Genomic DNA, 16,387 nt, shown 5'->3' on the forward strand with positions numbered 1-16,387 from the left:
CAGAATATTCTAAAGTTTGATACAGGTAAATTTTAGTTGGAGAGAATTGACTATGCGGGCTTCGGAAGCCCGGCCAGAATCAATGTAACTGAGCAAAAGTCCCATGAACGCAAGGAGTTGGACAGTGGAGCTGGCGAATCCGGATTTGTTGAGAAAACAGAACTATATCAATGGACAGTGGCGGGACAGCGCCTCAACCATCGAGGTACGCGACCCGGCCAGTGGCGAGCTGCTGGCAGGGGTGGCCGATGCCTCCCCGGCGGATGCCGAGGCGGCCGTGGCCGCGGCCCACGCGGCCTTTCCTGCATGGCGGGACCGCACCGCCGGCGAGCGCGCCGCGGTGCTAAAGCGCTGGTACCAGCTGATCATGGAAAACGTCGACGACCTGGCGCGCATCCTGACCCTGGAGCAAGGCAAGCCGCTGGCCGAGGCGAAGGGCGAGATCGCCTACGGGGCTTCCTACATCGAGTGGTATGCGGAGGAGTGTCGCCGCGCCTACGGCCAGACCATCCCCACCCACAATCCGGCCATGCGCCTGCACACCATCCGCCAGCCGGTGGGCGTGGTGACCTGTATTACCCCCTGGAACTTCCCCAATGCCATGATCACCCGCAAGGCGGCTCCGGCGCTGGCCGCTGGCTGCACGGTGGTGATCAAGCCGGCCTCGGAAACGCCGCTGTCGGCCCTGGCCCTGTGCCAGCTGGCGGAAGAGGCGGGCCTGCCCGCGGGGACCATCAACATGGTGGTGGGTTCCGATTCCCCCGCTATCGGCCGGGTACTGACCCAGGACGAGCGGGTGGCCAAGTTCACCTTCACCGGCTCCACCGCCGTGGGCAAGCTGCTGATGGCCCAGTGCGCCAGTGGCGTGAAGAAGATGTCGATGGAACTGGGCGGTAACGCGCCGTTTATCGTGTTCGACGATGCCGACCTGGAGACTGCCGTCAGCGCTTGCGTGGCCACCAAGATGCGCAACGCCGGCCAGACCTGTGTTTCCACCAATCGTATTTACGTCCACGAGGCGGTGCACGACGAGTTTGTGGAGAAGCTGCGCGCCAGGGTGGCGGAGCTGAAGATCGGCCACGGCTATGACGAGGGCGTTACCGTGGGCCCGCTGATCCACCGCCGTGCGGCCGAGCGGGTGGCCGGGCTGGTGCAGGACGCCGCGGCGGCCGGCGCCAGGATCGAACTGGGCGGTGACTTCCTGCCGGAGGGCGAGAGCTACTACGCGCCCACGGTCCTCACCGGTGTGACCGACGACATGCGAATCGCGCGCGAAGAGATTTTCGGGCCCCTGGCGCCGGTGCAGAAGTTCAGCGATGAGGCCGATGTAATTCGACGCGCCAACGATACCCCTTACGGGCTGGCCGCCTATGTGATGAGTGAGAATATCCATCGCGCCAACCGGGTGGTAGAAGCGCTGGAATACGGTATGGTGGCCTGTAACGCGGGAGTTTTCTCCACTACCGTGGCGCCGTTCGGCGGCAGCAAGGAGTCCGGCATCGGCCGCGAGGGCGGCGTGGAAGGCATGGCGGAGTTCTACGAGACCAAGTACTGCTGTTACGGCGCTTGAACATGAAATGCCCGTAGGAGCGGCCGCTGGCCGCGACCGGCGGCGGCAAAAGCCACCGGAATATCGCGGCCATGGGCCGCTCCTACAGGGATGAACAGCTTGTGTATGATCGTCCATACTGACGGTCACGGCACAATAGAGATAATGCAAAGGGAAAACCCGGAGTAGATACAATGCCTGAACTGAATAAAGACGCATTCTGGATGCCGTTCACCCCGAACCGCTCCTTCAAGGCGGCGCCCCGCCTCGTCGAGCGCGCCGAGGGCATTTACCTGATGGAAAAGGACGGCCGCCAGATCATCGATGCCACTGCCGGCCTGTGGTGTTCCAATGCGGGCCACTGCCGCGCTGAAATTGCCGACGCCATTCACCAGCAGGCGAAGAAGCTGGATTACAGCTCCATCTTCAACTTCGGCCACGAGCTGGGCTTCGAGTACGCCGAGCGCCTGGTGAAGCACACCCCCGATGGCCTCAACCACGTGTTCTTCGGCAACTCCGGTTCCGAGGCGGTGGAGAGCGCGTTGAAGATCGCGCTGCAATACCAGCGGGCCCGCGGCAAGGGTACCCGTACCATGTTCATCGGCCGCGAGAAGGGTTACCACGGCGTGAATTTCGGTGGTATCTCCGTCGGCGGCATCGCCCCCAATTACCAGTCCTTCGGCCAGCCGGTGAAATCCAACCACCTGCGCCATACCCTGGATATCGGGCGCAACGCCTTCAGCCGCGGCCTGCCGGAACACGGCGTCGAGCTGGCGGAAGACCTGGAGCGCCTGGTGGCCTTCCACGGCGCCGACCAGATCGCGGCGGTGATTGTCGAGCCCTTCGCCGGTGCCGGCGGCGTGATCCTGCCGCCCAAGGGCTACCTCAAGCGCATCCGCGAGATCTGCGACCAGCACGACCTGCTGCTGATTTTCGATGAGGTGATCTCCGGCTGGGGCCGTACCGGATCGGCCTTCGCCTCCATCGAGTGGGACGTGACCCCGGACATGATGACCTCGGCCAAGGGCATCACCAATGCCACCGTGCCGCTGGGTGCAGTATTCGTGCGCGACGATATCTACAATACGGTGATGAACGCCGCGCCCGAGGGCATGGTGGAGTTTTTCCACGGCTACACCTATTCAGCCCATCCGGTGGCCTGCGCGGCCGGCATGGCGACCCTGGATATCTACGAGCGCGAGGGCCTGCTGACACGCGCCGGCGGCGATATCGGCAAGTACTGGGAGAATGCGCTGCACAGCCTGGCGGACCTGGGCAATGTCATCGATATCCGCAACTACGGCCTGGTGGGCGCCATCGAGCTGCGCGCTCCCGCAGAGCTCAAGGGCAAGTTCGGTGGCAAGGCTTCCATGGCGGCCTGGGATGCGGGCGTGATGGCGCGCGGCATCGGCGATGCCCTGTGCATGTCCCCACCCCTGATCATCGAGGAGCACCAGATCGACACCATCGTCGAGAAGCTTCGGGACGTGATCAAGTCCCTGGCCTGATGGCCAGCGGCGACAGGCCTTGCGCCTGTCGCCATTGTCTACACTATAAGTGTGCGGCCCGGTGGTCGCGGTCCAGGCGTTTGCAGAGTCGGCTGGTGACCGCGGTTCCCGGGCCGCACTCTTTTCTCCCGCCTCTCCCCATTTCTGTCTGGCTCCGCTGTGGGCGGAATTTCCCGGGTACTACAATCCAGGGATATGTTTGTGCCAGCAGGAGAGACATTCATGGATTACGAAACCACTACGCTCCGCACCCGGCCCATCATGCAGGTGCTGACCGAGAACTGGTGGCTGGTGATGCTGCGTGGTATCTGCGCGGTTTTGTTCGGCATTCTCGCCTTCGCCTGGCCCGGCCTCACGTTGCTGACCCTGGTGATCCTGTTCGGTGCCTATGTACTCGCGGACGGCTTCCTGGGGTTGGTCGCTGCGGTGCTGGGGCGGCATCCATCGACGCCGCTCTGGTGGCTGATTGTCCTGAGTCTGGTGAGCGTGGTGGTGGGTATCTTCACCTTTATTTACCCGCAGGTCACCGGACTGGTGCTGGTGATCTTTATCGGTGCATGGGCGCTGTTGCGTGGCATCTTCGAGGTGATCGGGGCCATACGCCTGCGCCGGGAGATGCAGAATGAATGGCTGTTGATTGCCTCGGGCCTGCTGTCGATTATTTTTGGCCTGGCGGTGCTGATCAGTCCCGGTGCGGGCGCGCTGGCCCTGCTGTGGGTAATTGCCGGCTATGTCATTTTCCTGGGTGGGCTGGAAATCTGGCTGGCGCTGCGCCTGCGCAAGTTCGCCCGCGCCGCGGCCTGAGTTGCTGCAGTTTTCACGCCAGTTTGCAAAGCCTGCTCAGCGGCGGTTGAAACGATGCCAGCGTCGCGCCCGCAGGCTGCCGAAGGGATGCACCACTGCGCCGCTGCCGTTCTTGCCGCACTGGGCATAGGGGTTGTCGCCAGGGCCGCCGGTGCCGAAGAAGTGCCGCACGGCGCGCTCAGCCTCGGCGCGACAGGGAAAGGGGCCGAAGCTCTTGCCGCCGCGCACCTGGAAGTACCAGTCATCGTCGAGCTTGTAGAAGCGTTCGGAGCGCGGCGGGATGCCGCGGCCGGACTCACCGGCGCGTTGCTGGTGCATATCGACCCTCCTGGAAACCGGCTGCTTCCTGCGCCGTTTTCAGACTGCCTGGGGTACTGCTGCCGGCGCTTCAGTGCCCGGCCTTGGCTACCCTCGGTTGCTGCTCGCGGTAGCGCACCGCGTAGAGGTTCAGGCCCTTGAGCACATTCAGGGCCTCGAATATCTGGTTGTCCTCGGCGAACCATAGCGCGCGCCCGGCCTTCTCGCGTTTGCGGTCGGCTGCGGTGCGGTCTTCGCCGCCATTGCCATTGCCCAGGTGGCCGGCCAGGTCGGCCTCAGTGGAGCGAGGCCCGCCATCCATGCGCGTGACCTTGGCACGCTCCACCACGATATCCGGGGTGATGCCCTGGGCCTGGATGGAGCGGCCGTTGGGCGTGAAGTAGAGCGCGGTGGTCAGCTTGATGGCCCGCTCGTTATTGATCGGGATCACGGTCTGCACCGAGCCCTTGCCGAAACTGTCGGTGCCCATCACCACGGCGCGGCGGTGGTCCTGCAGGGCACCGGCGACAATTTCGGCGGCGGAGGCGGAGCCGTCATTGATCAGCACCACCATGGGTACGCCGTCGGTCATGTCGCCCGGCTCGGCGGAATAACTGAGGTTGGCGGATTCGGTGCGGCCCTCGGTATAGACCACCAGTCCTTCCTCGAGAAAGGCGTCAGCGACCTCCACCGATGACTGCAGCACGCCGCCGGGATTGTTGCGCAGGTCCAGCACCAGCCCCTTTAGCTCGCCCTTGTTCTGCAGCTTGCGGATTTCGCGGGCCACATCGGAACCAGTGTCCAGCTGGAACTGGCTGATGCGCAGGTAGCCGTAGCCGTCCTCGAGTAACTTGCTGCGCACGCTGCGTACCCGCACCGTGTCACGCTTGAGGGTGACGTCGAACGGTTGCTTGTAGCCCTTGCGCGCGATGGTCAGGGTCACCGAGCTGCCGCGCGGGCCGCGCATGCGTTCGACCGCCTCGTCCAGGCTCACGCCCTTCAGGGGCTTCCCCGACAGGCGCAAAATGACATCGCCCGCCTTGAGGCCCGCGCGTGCGGCGGGGGTGTCGTCCATGGGGGTGATCACGGTAATGTGGTCGTTCTCGATGCCGACCTCGATACCCAGGCCGGCGAATTCGCCGGTCGTGTTGGCCTGCAGGTCGTCGAACGACTCGCGGTCGAGATAAGACGAATGGGGGTCCAGGCCCTGCAGCATGCCGCGGATGGCGTATTCCAGCAGGGTGCTGTCATCCACTTCCTCGATATAGCCCTGGCGAATCTGTTCGAACACCTTGGCAAAGCTGCGCAGGTCTTCCAGGGGCAGGCGGCTGGCGGCGGTGGGGATGATGCGCTCTGCGGAATCCCCCTCACTGAGGCCCATCAGAGGCAGGGCGGTGAGGGCGGCTGCGCCCAGGAAGGTGGTCAGCGCCTTGGGAGTGAACATATCGTCGGGACCTCTGCCTTATTTCTCGCATCTTTAGCCAAAGTGTAGACCGCGGCCGCTGGCAGGGTTTTCAAGTTGGCGCGGGGCTCCACAGTGTCGGGACGGGCGCGCCAGCGGTGGGTGCAGGCAGGGGGATCGCAGAAATAATCAGCGCGACTGACGCCCGGTTCCGTTTCCCCTGGTGTCGGATGGGTGTGGCGCAGGGAATTTATTTTTGTGTGAGCCCGGGCGAGGAGGGGGCGGCCCTATTTATCAGGCACAGTATTTTCTGGAGCTGGTGGCCGGCCGGGGACTCAGCCCCGACACCAGATGGTGGGATCCTGCGGCTTGCCGCGGTGGCGGATTTCGAAGTAGACGCCGCTGTGGTCGAGACCGCCGCTGTTGCCGACGCGCGCGATGGTCTCGCCGCGTTCCACCCACTCGCCCAGGCTCCGGGTCAGTGACTGGTTGTGGGCATACAGGCTCATGTAACCGTCGCCGTGGTCGAGGATTACCAGCATGCCCTGGCCGCGCAGGTAGTCGGAGAATACTACCCGGCCCCGGTGTATGGCCCGCACCGGCACACCTTCACTGGCGCGGATGGTGATGCCCTTCCAGGTGATGCCATTGGCGCGGCGCTGGCCGAAGGCGTTAGCGCGCCGGCCCTTCACCGGCCACTGCATGCGGCCGCGTTCGCGCGCGAAAGGCTTCTGCTCGTCGGGATTGATGAGTGCGGCTATCGCGCGGCCCACCTCGTCCACCAGCCTTTGCAGGCGATTGCGGTCACCCTGGAGCTGCTTCAGTTCGCTGCTCTTGTCCGCCAGTTGCGCCGCCAGCCTGTCGAGTGTCTGCTGGCGCGAGCGTCGCGCGCTCACCAGTTGCTGTTCGCGCTGCTCCAGCTGCCGGCGCTCGCTGGCGAGTGTGTCCCGCTCGCGGCGGATACTGGTGCTGACGGTGTCCAGCCTGGTGAGGGTTTCGAGGTAGTCGTCGATAACGCGGCTGCGTTCTTGGAGGAAGTATTCGTGGTAGCGGAGCTGGCGGGCGATCTGTTGTGGGTCTTGCTGGTTGAGGAGCAGCTTGACCTGCTCCTGTTTGCCGAGTCGGTAAGCGGCGGCGACTTCCTGCTCGACCCGCCGCTGCATACTTCGTCGCGATTCTTCCAGCTGCTGCTGCTCCTGCTTGAGCTCCTTTAGCTCATCGGTGCGGCTGCGCATATCGTTCTTGATCTTGTCGATGCGCTTGTGCAGTTCGGAAATGTTCCGCTCGTTGCTCTCCAGCTCCCTGAGGAGCTGGTCGCGCTCGCTCTTGACCTGGTTGAGCTCTTCCTGCAGTGACTCGATGCGCTGCTTGATCTCTTTCAGGCGGGCCTGCTGGTCCTGCTCCCCCTGCTGCTGTGCAATGGCGGGCAGGGCCAGGAGGGCGGCCAGAAATATTGCCAGTAGTTTCATGCTTCGAATTGCACCAGGCTGTGTCCTGTCATCTCTTCCGGCTGCTCCAGGCCCATCAGGGCCAGCATGGTCGGTGCCACATCGGCCAGGCTGCCGCCCTTTTGCAGGCTCAGCTTGCGCTTGCCCACGTACACGAATGGTACCGGCAGGGTGGAGTGCTGGGTACTCACCTGGCCGGAGCCAGCGTCAAACATTTCCTCGACGTTGCCGTGATCGGCGGTGATCAGTACCTCGCCGCCGGCGGCCAGCGCCGCGTCCACCACGCGGCCGACGCACCCATCCAGCGCCTCCACAGCCTTGACCGCGGCGTCGAACACGCCGGTGTGCCCTACCATGTCGCCATTGGCGTAGTTGCAGATGATTGCATCGTAGTCGCCGCTTTCGATCGCTGCCACCAGCTTGTCGGTGACCTCCGGCGCGCTCATTTCCGGCTGCAGGTCGTAGGTTGCCACATTGGGTGACTTGATCAGTTCCCGCGTCTCGCCCTCGTAGGGCTCCTCGCGGCCGCCACTGAAGAAGAATGTAACGTGGGCATACTTTTCGGTCTCGGCGATGCGCAGCTGGGACTTGCCCTGGCTGGCCAGGTACTCGCCCAGGGAATTCACCAGCTCCTCCGGCGGGAAGGCGCAGCTGGCATCGATGTCGGCGGCGTATTCGGTGGTCATCACGAAGTCCGCCAGCTTCGGCCGGGCCTTGCGCTTGAAGCCATCGAAATCCGTCTCGGTGAATGCGCGGGTCAACTGGCGTGCGCGGTCCGGGCGGAAGTTCATGAACACCAGCGCGTCGCCATCGGCGATGGGCGCGGCTTCGCCCACCAGGGTGGGGGACACGAATTCGTCGTTCTCGCCGCGCTCGTAGGCGGCGGCCAGGCCCGCGAGGGCATCCGGCGCACTGTGCCCGGCCTCACCGAGGGTGAGCAGATCGTACACCGACTGGGTGCGGTCCCAGCGCTGGTCGCGGTCCATGGCGAAGTAGCGACCGGCGAGGCTGGCGATACGGGCATTGCCCACCGAGTCGCAGACCTGGACCAGCCGGGCGATGGAGGGCTCAGCACTGCGCGGCGGGGTGTCGCGGCCGTCGAGGAAGGCGTGCAGGTAGATCCGCCGGGCGCCACGCTGGGCTGCCAGGGTGACCATCGCGACTATATGGTCTTCGTGGCTGTGGACACCGCCTTCGGAAAGCAGGCCCATGATATGTACGGCGCCGTCATTAGCGACAGCCTTGTCCACTGCGGCCGTATAGGCCGGGTTGCGGAAAAACTCGCCGTCCTCGATGGCCTTGTTGATGCGGGTGAAGTTCTGGTAGACGACCCGGCCGGCCCCCAGGGTCATATGGCCGACCTCCGAGTTGCCCATCTGGCCTTCCGGCAGGCCCACCGCCATGCCCGAGGTCTGGATCAGCGTTTTCGGCTGCTCGGCCCAGATCCGGTCCCACACCGGCGACTTCGCCGCATGAATGGCGTTGTGCTCGGTATTGTCGCTGTGGCCGAAGCCGTCCAGGATCAGCAGGATCAGTGGGCGTTTGCTCGGGGACATGGCGTGCGTGTTCCTATTAGCTGGTGTATCGAGTTTGGGCGGACGCGAATTTTAACCTTTTTGGGGGGCCGTGGTCAGGTCCTGGCTCACGTTCTTCTGGTTAAGATTTGCGCACAATGGTGTATACTGCCGCCCTCTCCGGTCCCGCGGGTCCGGAGCGTGAGAATCGTGACTGTGTGGCACAGGGATCTGCCGCCGCCGGCTGTGGCCGGTCTGGACCCGCCAGGTCAGGGAGGCCTGCCCGGTCGTAAAAAGAAAAGAACAGGAGAGGGGGGCGAATTGGACTTCTTCGTCTTTATGAGCGAACAGTGGCTGCTGGTCAGCCTGCTGGTAATCCTGCTGTATGCGTTTGCCTTCAGCGAGCGCTACCGGGCCGGTACGCCTGCGTCGGTGCACGAGGTGACCCGGCTGATCAACAGCGAGGATGCGCGGGTGCTGGACGTGCGCGACAAGGGCGAGTTCCGCGCCGGCCATATCGTCGACGCGCTGAATATCCCCCACAATGAAGTGGCGGACCGCGTCGGTGAGCTGGCCTCCCTGAAGGACAAGCCGCTGATCGTGGTAGACAAGATCGGCCAGCACGCCGGTGCCGTGGGGCGCCAGCTCAAGGCCAGGGGCTTCCAGGTGCGTCGCCTGCAGGGCGGCATGTCCGAGTGGAGCAACCAGAACCTGCCGCTGGTCAAGGGCTAGTGGCCTCGCCGCCCGCCCCGGCGGGCGGTACCCGTGAAGAAGTGGTACCTGAACATGCAGGAAGTAACGATTTACACCACCCGGTTCTGTCCCTTCTGCGTTCGCGCGAAGTACCTGCTGGATCGCAAGCAGGTGCGTTACCGGGAGATCCCCGTGGATGGCAACCCGCAGCGGCGCGCGGAGATGACCGCGCGGGCGGGTGCGCGCACTGTCCCGCAAATCTGGGTCGGCGACCACCACGTGGGCGGCTGCGACGAGCTGATGGCGGCCGAGCGCAGCGGCGAGCTGGACCGGCTGCTGCAGGGCTAGGCCGGTAAGCACCTTCCGCTTTCCCCGCCACAGCTGAGGCCGGTGGCGGGCGGCTTCGGGCATGGCCCGGATTGTCACCCAAATCGTCAACTGATGGCCTTGAAATGGCATTCGCAGGCCCCATTGAAAGATCCATACACGGAGTCTTTCTCAGGGAAGGCAGAGACAAACCATTGAATATTAAGAGCAGGCAGTAACATGGCTGAAGAACAAAACGGCGCAGCGTCCAACGCAGAGGCTTCCAACGTACAATTCCAGATGCAGCGCATCTACCTGAAGGACCTGTCCTTCGAAACCCCCATGGGGGCCGAGGTTTTCAAGAAGCAGTGGAAACCCCAGGTCAACCAGGAGCTGAACACCAAGACCGCCAAGATCGATGAAGGTCTGTATGAAGTGGCGCTGACCCTGACCATTACCACCAAGCTGGAAGAAGAGACCGCCTTCCTGGTGGAAGTACAGCAGGCTGGCCTGTTCGCCATCCAGGGGCTGGAAGGCCAGCAACTGGCGCAGGCGCTGAACACTGCCTGCCCGCAGATTCTTTTCCCGTACGCCCGCGAAGTGGTCGACAACGTGGTTACCAAGGGGTCCTTCCCGGCCCTGATGCTGCCGCCGATCAACTTCGACGCACTGTTCGCCGCCGCCATGCAGCAGGCCCAGCAGCAGGCGGAGCAAGAGGGCAGCGAAAAGGCGGAAGCCTGATCGGCCCCCTTTCCTGACCCGCAAAGGCCCCGAGAGGGGCCTTTTTTCGTTGGGCGGCCGGCAATCCGCCGGACAGTGTTAATCTGGTTGTAGCAGGCGGGGGAAACATTATGGAATGGGATTTACCGCGACCTTTCGTCTGGCCGGTCACCGTCTCTGCCGAACAGGTGGACGGTTTGCGCCACGCCAACAACGCAGAGTATGTGCGCTGGTGTGAGCGCGCCGGGTGGGCCCACAGCGTGGAGCTGGGACTGGATGTCACGGATTACCAGGAACTCGACCGGGGCATGGCAATCCGTCACGCCGAGTACGACTATATACTGGCGGCGAGGGAAGGTGACGAGCTGCTCTTCGGCACCTGGCTGACGAAAGTGGATGGGCTCACTATCACCCGTCGCTTCCAGGGGTTCAGGGCGTCGGACCGGGCGCTGGTCCTGCGGGCGCAGTGGCAGATGGTGTGCATCGAACTGTCCAGTGGCAGGCCGCGGCGTATGCCGGCGGCCTTCCGCGATGTCTATGCTCCGGCAGTCGTCGCCCCGGCGGTGGTCGCAGGTCCTTCCTGACCCGTTCCAGCGGCGGCTCCCGGAAGGATGGCTGCCCGCTACCGGCTAAACAGTGGAGAACGACCATGAGTGAAGAGTTTGTCACCCTGACGGACAACACCGGTGCGCTGAAGGGCCGGACGATCTTTATCACCGGGGCCAGCCGGGGTATCGGGCGGGCGATCGCGCTCAAGTGCGCCGCTGACGGCGCCAATATCGTGATCGCGGCCAAGTCCGACGAGCCCCACCCCAAGCTGCCCGGCACAATCCATTCCGTGGCCTCGGAGGTGGAAGCTGCGGGAGGCAAAGCGCTGGCCATCAAGGTGGACGTGCGCGAGGAGGACCAGGTGGCGGATGCCATGGCGCGTGCCGCGGATACCTTCGGTGGCATCGATGCGGTGGTGAATAACGCGGGTGCCATCAACCTAAGCAATGTCGAGTCGACCTCACCCAAGCGCTACGACCTGATGCAGATGGTCAACAGCCGCGCGGTTTACCTGACGGCACACCTGGCGATTCCCTACCTGAAGAAATCGGCCTGTGGCCACATCCTCAGCCTGTCGCCACCGGTCAATTTGAAGCCAAAGTGGCTGGGACCCTTTGCCCCCTACGCGCTGTCGAAATTCGGCATGACGATCCTGAGCATGGGACTGGCAGAGGAGCTTCACGAACACGGCATCAGCGTCGCCACCCTGTGGCCGCGCACCCTGGTGGCCACGGCGGCCATCGAGTTTGCCGTGGGCAACCGGGAAATGTTCCAGCAAAGCCGCAAGCCGGCAGTCATGGCCGATGCGGCCTATGAAATATTGATCACTGAAAACATGGCCCTGAATGGCCAGCACCTGATAGACGAGGAGCTGCTGGGCGAGCGCGGGGTGAAGGACTTCACAGATTACGCGCACAACCCGGAAAAGGCGGACGAGCTGGCGCTGGACCTGTTCCTGGATCCGTAGGCAGTCTCGCGGGGGAGGTACTATGACAACTGACAGCGACCTGTTTCAGGATGCCCTGGGCGAGCTGGGCGACGTGCGCCCGCTGGCGCAGGAGCGCAAGGTTGCGCTGAAAAAAGGCGATGCAAGCTCGAAGGTAAACCAGCGCGCCCGGCGCGCAGCGGCCACCGAGGAGCCCGCAAGCGAATTGAATCCCCTGGCCGGGGAGTTCGTGCAACCGGTGGACCCATGGGACCCGCTGGAGTTCAAGCGTGACGGCGTACAGAACGGGGTCTATCGCAACCTGCGGTTGGGCAAGTACCAGGTGGATGCGCGCCTGGACCTGCACCGCCACACTGTAGAGATGGCGCGCCGTGCCGTGTTCGAGTTCGTGCGTGATTGTCTCGAGGCGGACGTGCGCTGTGCGCTGATTACCCACGGCAAGGGCGAGGGGCGTAAACACCCCGCGCTGCTGAAAAGCTGCGTCAATGCATGGCTGCCGCAGTTGCCCGAGGTGCTGGCATTCCACAGCGCCCAGAAACAGCACGGTGGCCTGGGGGCAACCTATGTCCTGCTGCGCAAGAGTGAGCGCAAGCGACAGGACAACCTGGAGCGCCACCAGCGCCGACGCTGAACGGGTGGGCTGGTCCGCTGGGGCGCGCCGGCCTCCCGTTCAACTTTTTCCAGCGGTTTAACCTGGCTGTAACTTCCGGCCCTTATGATTCCCCTGCAACGAATGATCGTGCTGCTGTCCCGGGAGGGCATGCAGCGCCGGGTATCGTTGATCTTCTCTCATCTTCCCCGCTGATCGCGGGTATCACGCTTGCGGCCTGATCGGGCCGCTTTCTTATTTCCGGGCCGGGAAACCGGGGAATGTACTTCTCAGGGAGGGGAGGATTTCGCGGGCTGGAATTCAATCCGGGTAGCGCTGTCACTGCTCTCCAATATCAGTGAATTACCCTCGAACGACAGGTTGTCGGTCTGGGACAGTGCCCGCAGGAAATCCTGCTCGAGATCGTTGCTGTCGCGCCGCTCTGCCATGGGGCTTACGGTGGGGGGGCGGGTCCATGAAAACCGGCTGCCGGAGCGCAATAGCTTGCCGATGTAGGGGTTGGACCCGGAATTGCCGCGCACGTAACCGAGGGGGTCACAGGAGAAGTAAGGGCGATCGCGCATCAGCTTGCGCCACAGCAGGCCGGTGCGGTGCTCGCGGCCATCGATGGTGAGGCTTTTCAGCAGCCAGGGTTGCTCGCAGAGCCCGGGTGATTCCGCCGGAGTCACTTCCTGCGTTCCGCCATTGTGGCCGCAGCCGTGCAGGACGGCGGCAGCCAGCAACAGGCAGGCTGGAAGCAATGACAGGCGGATATTCTCCATGGCGGGAACTCGTTGCTTTTTAGGTATTTAAGCGAATTCTGGCCCGCGATACTGTGTTGTAGTTCAAGGCTGGTCGGCACCTGATGCCTTTCCGGCGTGCGTGATAAGGCGGCCCGGAAGCATCGCGGGAATCAGATGCCTATCTTAACGTATTCAATATAGATATCGCCGGGGGGATCCCGCAGGATGAGACGCTCGCCGCCCGACTTGGTAAACGCCTGGCGGGTACCGGCAAGCGCACGCAGGTACTGGTTTTCCTGCTGCAACAACGGCTCGGGCGCCGCCATCTTGGTGGAGGCGAAGCTGGAGGTGTCCCACAGGATCAGGCCGTTGTCGGTGATCTGCATGGCGCCGCGGTAAGTATTCACTCCGCTCTTGCCCATGACATTACCTTCGCGATTGCAGAGGAAGGTGAAGCGCTCCGTGTCCTCGATGCCGACTCCCTCACCGTTGATCCGCAGCCGTTTCAGCTCCCACTTGCTGCCGCAGACGCTCTCGAGGTTACCCGCGTACTGCGTCAGCTGCGGCTGGTCCGAACCTATGCCGATACAGCCCGTCACCACGATTGCGAGGCCTGCCAGCCAGAGTTGCGCCAGTTTGTTCATCACAGCTTCGCTCCCTGCCCGAACACATACAAAGGTGGCGCGACTCCCTTGCGCCCTCTCCAAGGGTAGTCGCTTGCGGGCGCATGTGCCGTCCTCCGGGACGAACCAGGCGACAAGCTATGCTTACAGGAGATTACCCCACGATTTGGAACACTTTAGTGGCCCCGGAGGGATTCTGGCCTCGCCATGTTCAGACAAACCAAGATTGTCGCGACACTGGGTCCCGCCACAGACCAGGCGGATGTACTGGCCCAGCTGGTTGCCGCTGGCGTCGATACCGTGCGCCTCAACTTTTCCCACGGCAGGAATGAGGATCACCGGCGACGTGCCGAGCAGGTGCGGACAGAGGCCACGCGCCAGGGCCGCCATGTGGCAGTACTCGGTGACCTGCAGGGGCCAAAAATCCGCGTGGGCCGATTCAGCGAGGGGCGCGCGCACCTGGACAGGGACGCCAGTTTCACGCTGGATCCGCAATGGCCGGCCGATGGTGGCAATGCCGAGGGCGTGGCGGTGGATTATGCCGGCCTCGCTGCAGACTGTTCCCCCGGGGATATCCTGTTACTGGACGATGGCCGCCTGCGCCTGGCAGTCCAGTCGGTGGTGGATAACGTGGTCCACACCCGCGTTGAGGTGGGAGGTTGGCTGTCGAACAACAAGGGTATCAACAAGTTGGGTGGCGGGCTCACCGCGCCGGCACTTACCGACAAGGACCGTCGCGACATCGAGCTGGCCGCAGAACTCAAGGTGGATTACCTGGCGGTGTCCTTTCCCCGCGATGCCGGCGACGTGCAGCAGGCGCGACAGTTGCTGCGCACCGCCGGTGGTGATGCCCACATTGTCGCGAAGATAGAGCGCGCCGAGGCGGTGGCGGATGAGGCAGGGCTGGACCGGCTGATACTGGCCAGCGATGCGGTCATGGTGGCGCGCGGGGACCTGGCCGTCGAGATCGGCGACGCTGAATTGATGGGCGTGCAGAAATACCTGATCAAGCGCGCCCGTCACCTGAACCGGGTGGTGATAACCGCCACCCAGATGATGGAATCCATGATCTCGAGCCCGGTGCCGACCCGAGCCGAAGTCTGCGATGTGGCGAACGCCGTGCTGGATGGCACCGACGCTGTGATGCTGTCTGCCGAGACGGCGGCCGGGGATTACCCCGTGGCGACCGTCGAGCATATGGCGGAAGTGATTGTCGGCGCGGAGAAGCACAGGGTGTTTCGCCGCCCGCCCCGGATAATGCAGGACTACTACCCGGCGGGCGACGAGTGCATCGCCATGGCTGCCATGGCCATCGCCAATCACTGTCGCGACATAAAAGCGATCATCTGCCAGACCGAGACTGGCAATACCGCGCTACTGATGTCCCGCGTCCGTGTCGATATACCCATCTTTGCCTTCTGCCGGCACCAGTCCACCTGTAACAGGGTGGCGCTGTACCGCGGTGTCGACCCGGTCCAGATGGAGGTGGAGGGGCTCGATGCGATGGCCCGGGACGAGCAGGCGGTCCGCCACCTGAAAGAACGCGGCTACCTCCAGCGCGGGGATTTTACGCTGGTGTCGCGGGGCTATCACCAGGATGTGGGCGGCAGCACCGACACGCTGCGGATCCTGCAGGTGGAGTAGGTCGCTTCTGGCTGGCGGTGGCCCTTCGCAGCCCGCTTCGCATAGGTATGACAAAAACGTATAGTAGCGCTGTCGCAGTCGAAATATCCTCGTGGGAATGCTGAATCTCAACTTCTGGCGGGCCGGCAGGCTGGCCCTGCTCACACTATTCACGGGCTGCGCGGCCCCGTCCGGCGCGCCCCCGGTAAAATCGACTGGCAGCCCTGCGCTGTCATGTATCGGCGATCCCGCTGCCGGAGTCATCGCGCGTGAAGCCGCCCACCGGGAAATGGCTGCAACGTTTTTCCAGGAAGGCAGCCGCTTCCAGCTGCGTAACCTCTATACAGAGGACGTGCAGGTGCTCTTCAACGGTAAACCCATCTTCGACCAGTGCTCCGGTATTGCCCGGGAGATAGACAGCGAGGCGCGCGCGCGACAGGTGCTGCAGCTGGCGGGGCCGGAGCACTGGCAGAAACTGGTGGGTACGCGGGTTTTCGCCTGCCGTAATAACCGCGCCGGATGGTTCTTTTTCCTGCGCGAGCGCGACGGTTACATCGGCTATGCCGGCAAGCGCCAGCTGCCGGTATTTCTCGTGGGCATAGATTGCGAGCCCGAGCCGTAATCGCAGGCATCGTTGCTCTCTACGAGCGCACGCAGCGTACCAGCGTCTTGGTTTCCAGCTCCTGTTCCACGCAGTGGAATTTCTGGCCGTTCAGGCTCAGTGCTCGGGGGGATCCTTCGGGCGCGGCTGTGTTTGCACAACCGGCAACTCCTGTCGCCAGGGCCACGGCAAGCAGAATACAGCTCAGCTTCTGCACCGCAGGTACCTCGTTTTTTCAGCTTTTCACTCATGTTTCCCTCTCAGCCTAGGGGAATCAGGTGTCAGTGTGGGGAAAGGCGCGCCAATTTGTGCAAAGCGGCGCCGGGGCCGCAGTGGCTGCAGGACCAGAAGCCCGGTCCTGCCCGTGGAAAATAAAAAACCGCGCTTCTGGCGAAGCGCGGCAAGGCTTTTGCTCAAGGAGCGCGGGGAGCAATCCGGCTCCCCCGAGAGAATGGTTCCTGTTAGAGGAAGC

At 63.5% G+C, this 16,387-nt stretch carries 17 protein-coding genes; 11 read left to right on the top strand and 6 right to left on the bottom strand.

From position 1 onward, the window contains the following. Positions 1–103: 103 nt before the first annotated feature. The 3 genes from BLT26_RS13790 (at position 104) to BLT26_RS13800 (ending at position 3,861) form a co-directional block, all read left to right on the top strand. Entirely contained in the window at positions 104–1,570 is a 1,467-nt protein-coding gene (locus BLT26_RS13790; RefSeq protein WP_091515611.1) for an NAD-dependent succinate-semialdehyde dehydrogenase, read from the top strand. A 173-nt stretch (positions 1,571–1,743) separates the two neighbouring features. Then, complete coding sequence (gene aptA / locus BLT26_RS13795) at positions 1,744–3,057, top strand: omega-aminotransferase AptA (protein WP_091515616.1); 1,314 nt, start codon at positions 1,744–1,746, stop codon at positions 3,055–3,057. Positions 3,058–3,279: 222 nt separating this feature from the next. Then, positions 3,280–3,861: an HdeD family acid-resistance protein gene (locus BLT26_RS13800; RefSeq protein ID WP_091515620.1), complete on the top strand. Its 582-nt coding sequence runs from the start codon at positions 3,280–3,282 to the stop codon at positions 3,859–3,861. A 36-nt stretch (positions 3,862–3,897) separates the two neighbouring features. Here the strand turns inward: BLT26_RS13800 and BLT26_RS13805 are convergent, their stop codons facing one another. From BLT26_RS13805 to gpmI, 4 genes are all read right to left on the bottom strand, one after another. Then, positions 3,898–4,179 (bottom strand): DUF6316 family protein, encoded by a 282-nt coding sequence (locus tag BLT26_RS13805; protein ID WP_091515623.1) that lies wholly within the window; start codon positions 4,177–4,179, stop codon positions 3,898–3,900. 70 nt (positions 4,180–4,249) lie between these two features. After that, positions 4,250–5,602: a S41 family peptidase gene (locus BLT26_RS13810; protein ID WP_091515626.1), complete on the bottom strand. Its 1,353-nt coding sequence runs from the start codon at positions 5,600–5,602 to the stop codon at positions 4,250–4,252. Between the two features lie 293 nt (positions 5,603–5,895). After that, on the bottom strand, positions 5,896–7,029 hold the full coding sequence (locus BLT26_RS13815) for a murein hydrolase activator EnvC family protein (protein ID WP_091515629.1): 1,134 nt from the start codon (positions 7,027–7,029) through the stop codon (positions 5,896–5,898). Further along, positions 7,026–8,564, bottom strand: coding sequence for a 2,3-bisphosphoglycerate-independent phosphoglycerate mutase (gene gpmI, locus BLT26_RS13820; RefSeq protein ID WP_091515632.1), 1,539 nt, complete (start codon positions 8,562–8,564; stop codon positions 7,026–7,028). The genes BLT26_RS13815 and gpmI overlap by 4 nt, the downstream gene beginning before the upstream one ends. 279 nt (positions 8,565–8,843) lie before the next feature. Between gpmI and BLT26_RS13825 the strand changes: the two genes are divergently transcribed. The 6 genes from BLT26_RS13825 to smrA all read left to right on the top strand — a co-directional run bounded on the left by BLT26_RS13825 (position 8,844) and on the right by smrA (position 12,367). Beyond that, positions 8,844–9,254 carry a rhodanese-like domain-containing protein gene (locus BLT26_RS13825; protein ID WP_245720714.1) on the top strand — a complete coding sequence of 137 codons (411 nt, stop codon included), beginning with the start codon at positions 8,844–8,846 and terminating at the stop codon, positions 9,252–9,254. 54 nt (positions 9,255–9,308) lie between these two features. After that, the gene (gene grxC, locus BLT26_RS13830) at positions 9,309–9,563 is read left to right on the top strand and encodes a glutaredoxin 3 (RefSeq protein ID WP_091515938.1); all 255 of its coding nucleotides are present in this window, start codon (positions 9,309–9,311) and stop codon (positions 9,561–9,563) included. 198 nt (positions 9,564–9,761) lie between these two features. Further along, on the top strand, positions 9,762–10,262 hold the full coding sequence (gene secB, locus BLT26_RS13835) for a protein-export chaperone SecB (protein ID WP_091515636.1): 501 nt from the start codon (positions 9,762–9,764) through the stop codon (positions 10,260–10,262). Positions 10,263–10,372: 110 nt separating this feature from the next. Next, complete coding sequence (locus BLT26_RS13840) at positions 10,373–10,825, top strand: acyl-CoA thioesterase (RefSeq protein ID WP_091515638.1); 453 nt, start codon at positions 10,373–10,375, stop codon at positions 10,823–10,825. Between the two features lie 65 nt (positions 10,826–10,890). Next, the gene (locus BLT26_RS13845) at positions 10,891–11,757 is read left to right on the top strand and encodes an SDR family oxidoreductase (RefSeq protein WP_091515641.1); all 867 of its coding nucleotides are present in this window, start codon (positions 10,891–10,893) and stop codon (positions 11,755–11,757) included. A 22-nt stretch (positions 11,758–11,779) separates the two neighbouring features. After that, complete coding sequence (gene smrA / locus BLT26_RS13850) at positions 11,780–12,367, top strand: DNA endonuclease SmrA (protein WP_091515643.1); 588 nt, start codon at positions 11,780–11,782, stop codon at positions 12,365–12,367. A gap of 248 nt (positions 12,368–12,615) precedes the next feature. Here smrA and BLT26_RS13855 read toward each other — a convergent pair whose 3' ends face one another. Together BLT26_RS13855 and BLT26_RS13860 are read right to left on the bottom strand one after the other, a co-directional pair. Further along, entirely contained in the window at positions 12,616–13,107 is a 492-nt protein-coding gene (locus BLT26_RS13855; RefSeq protein WP_091515647.1) for an META domain-containing protein, read from the bottom strand. A gap of 131 nt (positions 13,108–13,238) precedes the next feature. After that, positions 13,239–13,712 carry an META domain-containing protein gene (locus tag BLT26_RS13860; RefSeq protein WP_091515651.1) on the bottom strand — a complete coding sequence of 158 codons (474 nt, stop codon included), beginning with the start codon at positions 13,710–13,712 and terminating at the stop codon, positions 13,239–13,241. A 186-nt stretch (positions 13,713–13,898) separates the two neighbouring features. On the opposite strand from BLT26_RS13860, the gene pyk reads away from it, so the two are divergent. Both pyk and BLT26_RS13870 read left to right on the top strand, forming a co-directional pair. Beyond that, positions 13,899–15,335: a pyruvate kinase gene (gene pyk, locus BLT26_RS13865; protein ID WP_091515655.1), complete on the top strand. Its 1,437-nt coding sequence runs from the start codon at positions 13,899–13,901 to the stop codon at positions 15,333–15,335. A 91-nt stretch (positions 15,336–15,426) separates the two neighbouring features. After that, the gene (locus BLT26_RS13870) at positions 15,427–15,936 is read left to right on the top strand and encodes a hypothetical protein (RefSeq protein WP_175453126.1); all 510 of its coding nucleotides are present in this window, start codon (positions 15,427–15,429) and stop codon (positions 15,934–15,936) included. Positions 15,937–16,387 lie beyond the last annotated feature (451 nt).

Origin of the sequence: Microbulbifer yueqingensis (assembly GCF_900100355.1) — a bacterium.
GTDB classification, from domain to species: domain Bacteria; phylum Pseudomonadota; class Gammaproteobacteria; order Pseudomonadales; family Cellvibrionaceae; genus Microbulbifer; species Microbulbifer yueqingensis.